The sequence below is a fragment of the Massilia sp. YIM B02443 genome (assembly GCF_030411955.1).
In the GTDB taxonomy this organism is placed as follows: domain Bacteria; phylum Pseudomonadota; class Gammaproteobacteria; order Burkholderiales; family Burkholderiaceae_D; genus Telluria.
In genome coordinates, this window is sequence record NZ_JASNRA010000016.1 from 45,753 (window position 1) to 59,207 (window position 13,455).

Genomic DNA, 13,455 nt, shown 5'->3' on the forward strand with positions numbered 1-13,455 from the left:
GGTTTGGGGAAATTGGCCGCCGGCGGCCTGCCCGACCGCCGGCGAGCGCATTGCGGCCTGCCTTCTTATATTCCCAGCTGATCCCAGATCGCATCGATCTTCGCCTTGACCGCCGGCTCCATCACGATCGGCGTCCCCCACTCGCGATTGGTTTCGCCCGGCCACTTGTTGGTGGCGTCGATCCCCATCTTGCTGCCCAGCCCGCTGATCGGCGACGCGAAGTCCAGATAATCGATCGGGGTGTTATCCACCATGACCGTGTCGCGGGTCGGATCGACCCGGGTCGTGATGGCCCAGATCACTTCTTTCCAGTCGCGCACGTTGACATCCTCGTCCACCACCACGATGAACTTGGTATACATGAACTGGCGCAGGAAGCTCCACACCCCGAACATCACGCGTTTGGCGTGCCCCGCGTACTGCTTTTTCATCTGCACCACCGCCATGCGGTAGCTGCAGCCCTCGGGCGGCAGGTAGAAGTCGGTGATTTCGCTGAACTGCTTCTGCAGCAGCGGAATGAAGACCTCGTTCAGCGCCACGCCCAGCACGGCCGGCTCGTCCGGCGGTTTGCCGGTATAGGTCGAGTGATAGATCGGATCGCGGCGCATGGTGATGCGGTCGATCGTGAACACCGGGAAGCTGTCCTGCTCATTGTAATAGCCGGTGTGGTCGCCATACGGCCCCTCGAGCGCGTGCTCGAAGCCGGACGGGTGGTTCGCATCCGGATAGATATGCCCTTCCAGCACGATCTCGGCGGACGCGGGCACCCGCAGTTCACTGCCGATGGCCTTGGTCAGCGTGGTGCGGCTGCCGCGCAGCAGACCGGCGAACTGGTATTCGGACAGGCTGTCCGGCACCGGCGTCACCGCGCCCAGGATGGTGGCCGGGTCGGCGCCCAGCGCCACCGCGATCGGATACGGCTGGCCCGGATTGCTCAGTGCGTGTTCACGGAAGTCGAGCGCGCCGCCGCGGTGGGCCAGCCAGCGCATGATCACCTTGTTCGGCCCCAGCACCTGCTGGCGGTAGATGCCCAGGTTCTGGCGCTTCTTGTTCGGCCCCTTGGTAATCACCAGGCCCCAGGTAATCAGGGGCGCGATGTCGCCCGGCCAGCAGTGCTGGATCGGCAGCCGGCCGAGGTCGACGTCGGCGCCTTCCCAGACGATTTCCTGGCACGGCGCGCCCTTTACTTCCTTCGGCGCCATGTCCCACACCGCTTTCACGAGCGAACCCATGCCCATGATGTCCTTCACGCCCTTGGGCGGCTCCGGCTCCTTGAGGCGCGCGAGCACGTGGCCAATGCGGCGCAGTTCGCTCACGTCGTCGGCGCCCATGCCCAGCGCCACCCGCTTCGGCGTGCCGAACAGGTTGGCCAATACCGGGATCGAGTGGCCGGTCGGCTGCTTGAACAGCAGCGCCGGACCGCCCGCACGCAGCGTCCGGTCGGCAATTTCGGTCATTTCAAGGTTGGGCGAAACCGGAATGTCAATCCGTTTCAGGTCGCCCATGCGGTCGAGCTGGGCTAAAAAATCGCGCAAATCTGTATATTTCATCAAGTTCTGATCTTTTCTTCTAGTGTTGGAGGTTAGTTAAAAGTCAACTCCAAGTGATTGATTCGTCAAGCGATTCCCGTTCTACCTCAAGCCTATCAGAACTAAAAGTAATAAGGCGCGGACGTGCTAGGGTTGACTTGATATAAGCTCGCCCCTACAATCCGTCCTACTTGATGAGACAGGCAAGTCTTTTTGACATGATTTTAGCTGTTCTCATGCATTTACGGGGTCGGGGCCCCACATGACATTTTAAGGAGTGTTTTCAACGGGCGTCTGCCCACTCCCCCGAGACAGTTGTTGAGCTACTGGTCCCCGACTTACGGTCGGCAGCCAGCTGAAGCAAAGCAATGACGGCGTTAGTCGGCCGCGTGACGGCGACAGACGATATTTCTGATGCACGGCAATAGTCTACCCAACGACATGCTTAGAGCCTGCCGACGGGGCCGCTTTTGCCGCGACAAAGGGGAATTCGATGTTTCATCGTTTCATCGTGAGCGCAAGGCTCATGCAATCCATGGCCAGCCAGCCAATCACGTGGTTTTCCGTGATGAAAGCGGCACGCGGTATCATGAACACCGCACGTTACACCCTGACCGTTTTCGGTCTGACCGCAGTCGCGATGCTCGCGGTGCTGTACACCAACGAAGGTTTCGCCAAGCGCGTCTCCGAAATGCTGCATCCGAAGCCGGCCGTCGTGGCCAGCGCACCCGCAGTTGCCACGCCAGTGATGGCGCCTGTCGCCGAAGCGGTGGCCGTGGAAACCACGCACAGCGTCATGCACGCGGGCGAACCGCATCCGACGCTCGGCAACGCCAAGCAGCAGCAATGGGTCACCAACTGGCTGTCGAAGCGCTACCGCGTCGCCAGCGACGCGGCCAACATGCTGGTCTCGACCGCCTACATCACGGCGCATGAGGTCAAGCTCGACCCACTGCTGATCCTGGCGGTGATGGCGATCGAATCGGGCCTGAACCCGTTCGCCGAAAGCCCGATGGGCGCCAAGGGCCTGATGCAGGTCATGGCCAAGGTCCATCACGACAAGTTCGAGGAAGTCGGCGGCCCGCAGGCTGCCCTGAATCCGGTCGCCAACATCCGTGTCGGCGCCCTGATCCTGAAGGATTACGTCAACCGCACCGGTTCGGTCGAAGGCGGCCTGAAGACCTACGTCGGCGCCGCCGACCTGGAAACCGATTCGGGCTACGGCTCGAAAGTGCTGGCCGAATACCGTCGCCTGAAACAGGTGGCGAAGGGCCAGAACGTGCCGACCTTCACCCGTCCGGCGCCGGCCACCGTGGTGGCCAGCAAGCCGGCCGAGCCGCAAGCGACCAAGCCGGAAGCCAAGCCGGCGCCGGCGGCCACCGCGGCCGAAACCCACGCTTCGACGCCGGAGCTGGCCGGGCTGTAAGACACAAGGTTTGAAGTTGCCCTTGGATGCCACCGCTTATGCGGTGGCTTTTTTGCTTGGTGGGCTGCTGCTCAGGGAATGACGCGGACGTTGCGGATGGATGGCGCCTCGCCGCTTCGGTTCTGCAATCCGTACACTAGTGAAACTAAAGCCAGCGTCTGCAAGCTGCGGTCTTCAACACCATTTTCCAAGGTGGAGTTACTTGGACGAAGGCTATAGTGCTTTGCTTGGTATTCCACCGAGACGGATGTTGCAGCAGGCTTGTCACAGCAAGTGGTTACGAACAACGCAGCCTCTCTGTTACCGCGAATAGGGATCGTCAACGCTTCCGCGTTTCGATTCCGACTCAGCTCACCTAGAAAATAGAGCATTGACTGAGTTGAACGCATTACGAATCTTACGTGCATGGACGAAGGTGCCAACGACCTTGACGCCAAGTTAGCTTTGTTCTGTTCATAAAACGCTTTCCTCAACTTATCTAACTCAGTTTCAGCTTTTTCAATATTTCCAACACTGCATGCGACAGGATTTGCTGCTGGCTGCTTTTGTGTTTCGGTAAATGCTAGGACATAATCTTTAGATACGGTTGCAAATCGCGCGAGCTTTGTCCTGACTACCGGCAAATCGTTTGTGGCGTTGCCATTCGTGTCCACCTCCACAAGTTCGAGACCAGCCCCCTTCATCGCAGCCATTTCCTCCAGCTTCAAATCGGCTTCACGTAGTATGCGGCTATAAAACGTGTGATTCTTCTTTTCGATTAAGGTGGGTGTGCATTGATCGAGTTCCTTCACGACCTGCCTGAAGATGTTGAAGGTGTTGGCATCATAGACGCTGTTATGCGCACTATAAATTACCCTTCCGTCTCGATCCGTGACTTCGATAGCCCCTACGAAAAGATGCAGGATCATTGCATGCGGCCAACCTTGATTGGCGAAGTAGACCATGAGTCTCTCATTAACCGGAGTGGTAATACCTCGCATGAATTCCTGAGACACCAGGCTGATTGAATCAATGTTTGAAGACAGTTCAAATGTTGGCTTGAACTGGAATTGATTAGTGGCGCCGCCACCGAAAGGAAGTTCTAACCCGAGACTTGGCTTCCCGATACCAATTCCACCCGGACCCGCGCGCACTGTATCCACCTGAGTGAAGTGCATCGGCATCCGCTCTTGAGCGCGAATGATATTCAGAAAAAGGAACGCGTTGTGCGCCTCTTCCTGCACGATATTGGAAGTGATCGCACTCTTCACCAACGGGCCGGAACACCCCGCAAGCAACATGAAGACGACAATCAAGAAGCCCTGACAGACTGCTGTTCTGAAACGAAACGGTGCCACGGAATGCTGCATGCTAGCTCTCCCCTGAACGGACGACCATTGATCGGCTTTGTATGTACAGCCAGCCCAATCTATCGTCACGCATCGAGTGTTGTCAATTTTTTAATATGACCGGAGCGTTAGCAGCAATCCTCCGTTGTAAAACCACAAATAAAAAAGCCACCCGAAGGTGGCTTTCTCATCATGACGCAGTAAGCAGATCAGCGACGCCCATCCGCCGACACTTCATCCGGCCGCATCCTCGACGCCAGCTTGTCCAGCACGCCATTGACGTACTTGTGCCCATCGATCCCGCCAAACGACTTGGTCAGCTCGACCGCCTCGTTGATCACGACGCGATACGGAATCTCCGGGTGGTTCTTCAGCTCGTACGCGCCCAGCAGCAGCACGGCGTGCTCGATCGGCGACAGTTCGGTGATCGCGCGGTCGATCAGCGGTGCGATGGTCTCGCGCAGCTCGACCGAGGTGCTGATGGTGCCATTCAGCAGCGCCGAGAAGAATTCGCCGTCGGCCTTGTCGAAACCGTGGGCGCCGCGGATGTTGGTCGACACGGTGCGTGCCGATTCATTGTTCAGCAGCCACTGGTACAGGCCCTGGAGCGCGAACTCGCGCGCGCGGTGGCGCGGCGTGCGGTTCTTGCTGGGGTTGGCGTGCGTGGTCTTGTCAGTCATTGTGTTCTTGCCTTTTCTATTTACTCGTCTTCAGGCACCAGCTCGTCGAGCGCGATCAGCAGGTTCGACATCTCGACCGCCACGCGCGCCGCGTCGGCGCCCTTTTCTGCCATGCGGGCTTCGGCCTGCTCGTCGTTTTCGGTGGTCAGGATCGCGTTGGCGATCGGCATGCCGTAGTCCAGGCCGATGCGGGTGATGCCGGCGCCCGACTCGTTCGAGACCAGCTCGAAGTGATAAGTCTCGCCGCGGATCACCGCGCCCAGCGCGATCAGCGCGTCGAACTGCTCGGTGACGGCCATGCGCTGCAGCGCCAGCGGCACTTCCAGCGCGCCCGGCACGGTGATGTGCAGGATGTCTTCGTCGGCCACGCCCAGGCGCTTCAGTTCAGCCAGGCAGGACGACAGCAGGCCGTGGCCGACGTCGGCGTTGAAACGGGCTTGCACGATACCGATGCGCAGGCCTTCGCCCTGCAGATTGCTTTCAAAAGTTCCTACCGTCATGGCTGACCTCTTTATCTTGTGTGTATTAAATGATTGTTCGAACCGGCCCGGGGCCGGTTCAGACGCTCGGGCGCGGCACGTAGCCCGTGACTTCCAGGTCGAACCCGGTCATCGACGGCATCTTGCGCGGATTGGCCAGCAGCTGCATCTTGCCCACACCCAGCGCGCGCAGGATCTGGGCGCCGATGCCGTAGGTGCGCAGGTCCATCGACGCCGCGCGTGCGCCCGCCTTGGCGGCCTTGGCATCGCTAGGCGCAAACTGCGCGAACAGCTCGTCGGCGCTTTCGCCACAGTTGAGCAGCACGATCACGCCCGCATCGCTGGCCTGGATGGTGCGCATCGCCGACGCCATGTCCCACGAGTGGGTGGTGGCGCGGTTTTCCAGCAGGTCGAGGATCGACACCGGCTGGTGCACGCGCACCAGCGCTTCCTTCTCCGGCGACAATTCGCCGTGCACCAGCGCCAGGTGCGCCGCGCCGCTCGGGCCGTCGCGGAAGGCGACCAGCTTGAATTCGCCGTGCTCGGTCGACAGCTGGCGCTCGGCCACGCGCTCGACCAGGCATTCGTTCTGGCTGCGGTAATGGATCAGGTCGGCGATGGTGCCGATCTTCAGCTTGTGCTCTTTGGCGAACTCGATCAGGTCCGGCAGGCGCGCCATGGTGCCGTCCTCCTTGATGATCTCGCAGATCACCGAGGCCGGGGTCAGGCCTGCCATCTGGGTCAGGTCGCAGCCGGCTTCGGTGTGGCCGGCGCGCATCAGCACGCCGCCCTTCTGGGCGCGCAGCGGGAAGATGTGGCCCGGCTGCACCAGGTCGTCCGGCGACGCATCCCTGGCCACGGCCACCTGGATGGTGCGGGCGCGGTCGGCCGCCGAGATGCCGGTGGTGACGCCTTCGGCCGCTTCGATCGAGACCGTGAAATTGGTGCCGAACGAGGTGCCGTTGCGCGAGGTCATCATCGGCAGCGCCAGGCGGTCGCAAATTTCCTCGGACAGGGTCAGGCACACCAGGCCGCGCGCATGGCGGATCATGAAGTTGATCGCCTCGGGCGTGACGAAGTCGGCCGCAAGCACGAGGTCGCCTTCGTTCTCGCGATCTTCCTCGTCGACCAGGATGACCATGCGGCCGGCACGAAGTTCGGCAACGATTTCCTCGGTGCTTGAAATAGACATACGGATTCCTTGATACGGGAGGGGTTGTGCGTAATCCGCTATTTTAAAGGATTTGCAGGCTTTCAACCGCATTCGGAGGCTGCCGATGACCAAAAGCGCCGCGCCGAATGCACTGGTTTGCCTGCCGCCTGTTGCCCTTACGCAACCGCGATGGCTTTAAAACCGTAAATTGTTAAGCAAAAGCTTTTTACGATGCAACATCCTACTGTGCCAAGCCCCGAGTGCATTATGATAAAAGCATCGTTACCGCACCCATCCGGAGCGTGCGGAAGCCTTTATTTCTCGGAGTTGCCATGCCGGTAGTTCTCGATATCTGTTGTAAGCACTCCGCTTTCCGGAAAAGGCGGTGTTGATGGCTACCATCCTGATTGTCGACGACCGTCCCAGCAACCGCACGTATCTGGCGGCCCTGCTCGGCTACTCCGAACATCGCCTGCTGCAGGCCGAAGACGGCGCCAAGGCACTGGCCATGAGCCGTGCCGAGCATCCCGACCTGATCATCACCGACATCCTGATGCCGACCATGGACGGCTATGAATTCGTCCAGCAGGTGCGCGCCGATCCGCAATTGCACGGCACACGCGTGATTTTCATGTCGGCGGTCTATTCTGAACGCGAAACCATCGCCATGGCGGCGCGCTGCGGCGTGACCACGGTGCTGGGCAAACCGGCCGATGCCGGCCAAGTGCTGGCCGCCGTCAACGCCGAGCTGGCTGCGGCGCGCGGCGCACCGGCGCCGGTGCTGCCCGAACGGCGCCGCCTGACGGGTGGCGACAGCGCAGCGGACAATGAGCGTGCGCTGCCGTTCGACCTGTGCGCGCGCCTGTCGGAACTGGAACGCATGTGCCTGGCGCTGGTGGGCGAACGGCGGGTCGAAGCCCTGGCCGACGCCTTTGTCGACGCCGCACGGCGCGTGCTGAACGCCGACTGCGTCGCCCTGTGCCTGCTCGACAGCACCGAACGCAGCGTCTGCCACCTGAGCGCCTGGGGCGTCGACGGTGCCCTGCTCAACGATTATGCGCTGACCGGGGACGACCTGCCGGCGATGCTGCTGAGCGCCCGCGCGCCGGTGCGCCTCGCCGGCGACGATGCCCTGCTCGCCACCCTCCCCGCCGGCCATCCGCCGGTCGGCTATCTGCTGGGGCTTCAGGTGCACGACCTGCATCATCCGCACGGCTGGCTGTATTGCGGACGTGGTCCGGACGCTGCGCCCTTCTCGGACGAAGAGGAACGCTGGGCCACCGCGCTGGCGGCGCAGCTGGCGGTGGCGCACGAGAACCAGAACCTGTACGACGTCGTCCAGCGCCACGCCGCCCAGCTGCAGCTGGAAGCGCTGGCGCGCGCCGACGCCGACGCGGCCTTGAAGAGCAGCGAGCACCGCCTGCAGCTGGCGCGCCAGGTATTCGACAGCACCCAGGAAGCCATCGTCATGACCGACGCCGACGCTACCATCGTCGCCGTCAATCCGGCTTTCGAGGAAATCACCGGCTATCGCGAAGCCGAGGTGATGGGCCACAACCCCAGGATGATGAAATCCGGCCAGCACGACGCCTGCTTCTATGCCGGCATGTGGAAATGCCTGGAGAAGGACGGCAAGTGGCGCGGCGAAATCTGGAATCGTCGCAAGAACGGTGAGATCTATCCGGCCAGCATGAGTATCAGCGCGGTGCGCAACGAGGAAGGCGAACTGACGGCCTATGTCGGCGTCTCGACCGACCTGTCGGCGCTGAAGGCCGCGCACTACAAGCTCGACTTCCTGTCCAACCACGATGTGCTGACCCAGCTGCCGAACCGCTCGCTGTTCAACGACCGCATGCAGCAGGCGCTGGCGGCGGCGCGCCAGGACGCCAGCCAACTCGCATTGCTTTTATTTAACGTCGACCGCCTGTCGCGCATCAACGATAGCCTCGGCCACGGCGCCGGCGACGCGGTGCTGCGCGAAGTGGCGCGCCGCGCCAGCGAGGTGGCCGGCCCGACCGACACCGTGGCGCGCCTGTCGGGCGACGAATTCGTAATGCTGCTGACCGATATCGAAGACACCGACGACGTCATCTATCGCGCCCAGCGCCTGATCGACGCCGTGGCGCAACCGCATCCGGTCGGCGGGCACGACCTGGTGGTGACCGGCAGCATCGGCATCAGCATCTATCCGCGCGACGGCGACGCCGCCGGCGACCTGCTGAAAGCGGCCGACGCCGCGCTGACCCACATGAAGGAATCGGGGCGCAACGGCTTCCGCTTCTTCAAGGGCGAAATGAACGCCGAGGCGCTGCGCTGGCTGGCGCTGGAAACCCGCCTGCGGCGCGCCATCGAGCGTGACGAACTGGCCCTGCACTACCAGCCACAGGTGTCGCGCATCGACGGCCGCCTGGTCGGCATGGAAGCGCTGCTGCGCTGGAACAGCGAAGAGATCGGCCCGGTGTCGCCGGCCGACTTCATCCCGCTGGCCGAGGACACCGGCTTGATCCACCCGATCGGCGAATGGGTGATCCGCCAGGCCTGCTTCCAGAACAAGGCCTGGCAGAACGCCGGGCTGGGCCCGGTGCGGGTGGCGGTGAACGTCTCGGCCAGCCAGTTCAAGGCCGGCAGCGTGACGCACGTGGTGCGCGCGGCGCTGGTCGATTCCGGCCTGGCGCCGCACTGGCTCGAAGTCGAGATCACCGAAAGCGTGATGCTGGGCGACAGCAGCGCCGCCGAAGCCCAGCTGGCCGAACTGCGCGCGATGGGCGTGTCGCTGTCGCTGGACGATTTCGGCACCGGCTACTCGTCGCTCGGCTACCTGTCGCGCTTCCCGCTCGACAAACTCAAGATCGACCAGACCTTCGTGCGCAATATCGCCACCGAGCAGCGCAGCGCGGCGATTGCCCAGGCCACCATCGCGCTGGCCCAGGGCCTGTCGCTGGCGGTGGTGGCCGAAGGGGTGGAGACGATCGGCCAGCGCGACTTTTTGGGCAGTCTCGGTTGCGACGTGCTGCAGGGCTACCTGTATGGACGGCCGGTGCCGGCGTTCGAGATGGCGCAACTGCTGGCGCGCGGGCGGGTGAACCTCTGAATTCGGCACCGGATTCGGCGTCGCAGTGCGTCGGCGCCACACCTGTCCCTTGCGCACCGCCCGCCTCCCTGAGCGACCACAAAACGACCCGCGTATTCGGCAGTGCGTCAGCGTGCGCGTCCGGTGGCGCGGCCGGCAACGGGGTAGAATGCTGCTGAGCATATCAACGGACATCTCCCCCCATGAGCAACAATTTCGTACGCGGCCTGTGCCTGGCCGCGGCGCTGTGCATGCAGTCGCTGATCCAGCCGCCGGCGCACGCCGCGCTGCAGCTGGACGCCCCGATCCCGGTCGGTCCGCAAGTCAAGGTCGGCAAGCTGCCGAATGGCCTGACCTATTACATCCAGCGCAATGCGCGCCCCGAGCGCAAGCTCGAACTGCGGCTGGTGGTCAAGGCCGGCTCGATCCTGGAAGATGAAGACCAGCGCGGACTGGCCCACTTCGTCGAGCACATGGCCTTCAATGGCAGCACCCATTTCCGCAAGCACGAACTGGTCTCTTACCTGCAGTCGATCGGGGTCGGCTTCGGCGCCGACCTGAACGCGTATACCTCGTTCGACGAAACCGTGTACATCCTGCCGATCCCGACCGACAAGCCGCAGAACGTGACCAAGGCGTTCCAGGTGCTGGAAGACTGGGCCCATGGCGTCAGCTTCGACACCCAGGCGATCGACAAGGAACGCGGCATCGTGCTGGAAGAACTGCGCCTGGGCAAAGGTGCTTCGGACCGCATGGGCAAGCAGATCTATCCGAAGATATTCAATGGGTCCAGATACGCCGAACGGCTGCCGATCGGCCAGGAAGACGTGCTGCGCAACTTCAAGCCGGAGACGCTGCGCCGCTTCTACCGCGACTGGTACCGCCCCGACCTGATGGCGGTGGTGGTGGTCGGCGACGTCGATCCGGCGCGCGCCGAGCAATTGGTCAAGAAACACTTTTCGCGCCTGAAGAACCCGGCCAATCCGCGCCCGCGCGAATACGCCGCGATTCCCGCGCGCACCAATACCGAAGCGCTGGTGGTGACCGACCCGGAAGCCAGCGGCAACGCGGTGCTGATCCGCTATCCGGTGCAGCCGGTGCGCGAAGCCGGCACCGTACGCGCCTACCGCGACGACCTGGTGCAGGGACTGTTCGGCGCCATGCTCAGCCAGCGCCTGGCCGAACTGGCGCAGCTGCCTGACGCGCCCTACCTGGGCGCCAGCAGCTCGCTCGGCAAGCTGACCCCGCGCTACCATTCGTATAACGCCTCGGCCGCACTCGGCCCGCGCGGCGCCGCCCCGGCGATCGCCGCCCTGGTGCAGGAGAACGAACGCGCACGCCAGCACGGTTTCGGCGCCCAGGAACTGGAACGGGCCAAGAAAAACCTGATGCGCAGCTACGAGCAGGCCTGGAACGAGCGCGCCAAGAGCGACTCGGGCACCTACGCCGCCGAATACATCCGCAACTTCCTGCAGGACGAAGCCATTCCCGGCATCGACACCGAATACAAGTACGTGCAAGAACTGGTGCCCGGCATCACGCTGGAAGAAATGAACGCCTACGCGCGCCGCACCATCCCGGCCGACTCGGGCAAGCTGGTGCTGTACACCGGCGTCAGCCGTCCGGATGCGCCGAGCGGCGAGCAGCTGCTGGCGGCAGTGGCCGAGGCGGCGCGCACGCCGGTCGCCCCGCGTGACGAGAAGGCGCTGGCGGCGGGCCTGATGGAGCGTCCGCCGCAGGCCGGCACAATCGTCGCCGAGAGCCACGACAAGGCGCTCGGCCTGACCAATCTGACGCTGTCGAACGGTGTCAAGGTGATCCTCAAGCCGACCGACTTCCGCAACGACCAGGTGGTGCTGAGCGCGGCGCGCTTCGGCGGCCAGAGCCTGTTCGGCGACCGCGACATCCTGAATGCGCGCTATTCGAATGCGATCGTGGCCAGCATGGGCACCAAGGACTTCAGCCCGCTCGACCTGAACAAGGTCCTGGCCGGCAAGGCCGCCGGCGTGACGGTGGGCCTGGGCGCCTACACCGACGTGATCGCTGGCGCGTCCGGCGCCTCGGACGTCGAGACCATGCTGCAATTGCTGTGGCTGAAGTTCGCCGGTGTGCGGCGCGACGAGGACCTGTTCCGCACCTACGTCGACAAGCAGGCCGAGATCGCGCGCAACCAGAGCACCCTGCCGGGACGGCGTTTCGGCGACGCGGTGCTGACCGCGCTGTACAACGGCCACCCGCGCGCACCGCGCACGCTGCAGCCGGAAGAGTTCGGCAAGATCGACCTCGACCGCAGCATCGACATCTTCCGCCAGCGCTTTTCGAGCGCCAAGGACCTGACCTTCATCCTGGCCGGCAGCTTCGACGAGAAAGCGATCCGCCCGCTGCTGGCGACCTACCTCGGCAGCCTGCCGACGCCGGACATTCCGGTGGCATACCGCGACGTCGGCCTGCGCCCGGTGACGGGCGTGGTCAAGCGCGAAGTGCGCAGCGGCACCGAGCCGAAGAGCACGATCTCGCTCAACTTCACCGGCCCGGCGCAGTTCTCCGAAGCCGAGCAGCTGCGCCTGGCGGCGCTGGTCGAGGTCACCAACCTGCGCATCATCGAAACGCTGCGCGAGAAGATGGCGATGATCTACGGCGGCGGCGCCAGCGGTTCGTTGAGCAAGATCCCGTACGGGAACTACGTGATCGGCATCAACCTGCCGACCGGGCCCGAGAACGTCGACAAGGTGATCGCCGCCACCTTCGCCGAGATCGCGCGCCTGCAGGAACACGGCCCGGACGCGGCCGAACTCGAGAAAGTGAAGAGCAACTGGATCCAGAACCACCGCCGCTCGCTGCGCGAGAACGGCTACTGGGTGGCCAACCTGCAATCGGCGCTGACCGAGGGCACCGATCCGGCCTCGATCCTGAAGGTCGAGCAGCAGGTGCAGGCGCTTACCGCACAGGACGTGCAGGCGGCGGCGAAGCGCTATTTCGACACCGGGAACTATGTGCAGGTGGTGCTCAATCCCGAGAGCCAGGCCGCGGCGGCCAGCGTTGCCAAGGCGCCGGCGGCCACGCCGGCAGCGGCGCCGGGAAGCTGAACGGTGCTCGGCGCGCTGCTTGCGAACTGCATATGAGAAAAAGAGGCCGGGAAACCGGCCTCTTGCATTTTCAGGTATGGCCGGGTGCGGGCCGGTGCGACTCAAGCGCGCTGATCGACGCCCCCGGCTTGCCGCGGCTGGCGCAGCATGATCGAGATGGCCGATTCCAGCATGTTCAACGTGGTCTCATCATTGCGCGAACGTGCGCCCAGGATGCCGTCGCGCACCTGTTGCATGAAGTCGTAGCGCGTCCTGTCGTTCTCGACCGAAAGCTCGGCGCCGGCGCCACTCACGGGAATCTTCATCGTCATCGCCATGAAAGGCCGGCTGTCGTCGAGCGACATCTCGCCGCTGCGGATCTGGGTGTTTACCCAGTCGCGCATGTCCTGGCGCGTCATGCTGGTGAAGTCCGCAGGTCTGGCGCTGGATGTCGAGGCTGCCGTCAGCGCGGCGGAAAACGACGTGGAGGCGGGACGCTCGGCAGACGCCACCTGCGGACGCTGGCTAGGATATGGGTAATTTATTCCTGCACCGATCTTCATTGAACACTCCCGTTTCAGTCTCGTTATTACAACGACAGCGATTGAAAAGTTTCCACCAAGATCGTAAATACTAGCACCTTATCGCTGGGCAGCCATCATTTTCGTCAAGCCGCGCCTGGCGCGGGCAGGATGGCGGGGCGCAACGCCGAGCGCCATCCTGCC

Annotated in this window: 9 protein-coding genes; 3 read left to right on the forward strand and 6 right to left on the reverse strand. The window is 63.2% G+C overall.

What is annotated here, in order from left to right:
* Window positions 1-65 precede the first annotated feature (65 nt).
* On the reverse strand, window positions 66-1,550 hold the full coding sequence (gene ubiD / locus QPK27_RS16850; protein WP_290419407.1) for a 4-hydroxy-3-polyprenylbenzoate decarboxylase: 1,485 nt from the start codon (window positions 1,548-1,550) through the stop codon (window positions 66-68).
* 568 nt (window positions 1,551-2,118) lie between these two features.
* On the opposite strand from ubiD, the gene QPK27_RS16855 reads away from it, so the two are divergent.
* Window positions 2,119-2,955: a transglycosylase SLT domain-containing protein gene (locus QPK27_RS16855; protein ID WP_290419408.1), complete on the forward strand. Its 837-nt coding sequence runs from the start codon at window positions 2,119-2,121 to the stop codon at window positions 2,953-2,955.
* 71 nt (window positions 2,956-3,026) lie between these two features.
* Here QPK27_RS16855 and QPK27_RS16860 read toward each other — a convergent pair whose 3' ends face one another.
* From QPK27_RS16860 to ribBA, 4 genes are all read right to left on the reverse strand, one after another.
* A complete protein-coding gene (locus QPK27_RS16860; RefSeq protein ID WP_290419409.1) occupies window positions 3,027-4,304 on the reverse strand; it encodes a hypothetical protein in 1,278 nt (425 codons plus the stop codon).
* Window positions 4,305-4,492: 188 nt separating this feature from the next.
* A complete protein-coding gene (nusB, locus tag QPK27_RS16865; RefSeq protein ID WP_290419410.1) occupies window positions 4,493-4,963 on the reverse strand; it encodes a transcription antitermination factor NusB in 471 nt (156 codons plus the stop codon).
* 20 nt (window positions 4,964-4,983) lie between these two features.
* Entirely contained in the window at window positions 4,984-5,463 is a 480-nt protein-coding gene (gene ribH / locus QPK27_RS16870; protein WP_290419411.1) for a 6,7-dimethyl-8-ribityllumazine synthase, read from the reverse strand.
* A 58-nt stretch (window positions 5,464-5,521) separates the two neighbouring features.
* Window positions 5,522-6,634 carry a bifunctional 3,4-dihydroxy-2-butanone-4-phosphate synthase/GTP cyclohydrolase II gene (gene ribBA, locus QPK27_RS16875; RefSeq protein ID WP_290419412.1) on the reverse strand — a complete coding sequence of 371 codons (1,113 nt, stop codon included), beginning with the start codon at window positions 6,632-6,634 and terminating at the stop codon, window positions 5,522-5,524.
* Between the two features lie 352 nt (window positions 6,635-6,986).
* On the opposite strand from ribBA, the gene QPK27_RS16880 reads away from it, so the two are divergent.
* Window positions 6,987-9,686, forward strand: coding sequence for an EAL domain-containing protein (locus QPK27_RS16880; RefSeq protein ID WP_290419413.1), 2,700 nt, complete (start codon window positions 6,987-6,989; stop codon window positions 9,684-9,686).
* Between the two features lie 182 nt (window positions 9,687-9,868).
* Entirely contained in the window at window positions 9,869-12,751 is a 2,883-nt protein-coding gene (locus tag QPK27_RS16885; protein WP_290419414.1) for a pitrilysin family protein, read from the forward strand.
* 101 nt (window positions 12,752-12,852) lie between these two features.
* Here QPK27_RS16885 and QPK27_RS16890 read toward each other — a convergent pair whose 3' ends face one another.
* Window positions 12,853-13,293 carry a hypothetical protein gene (locus QPK27_RS16890; protein ID WP_290419415.1) on the reverse strand — a complete coding sequence of 147 codons (441 nt, stop codon included), beginning with the start codon at window positions 13,291-13,293 and terminating at the stop codon, window positions 12,853-12,855.
* Window positions 13,294-13,455: the final 162 nt, after the last annotated feature.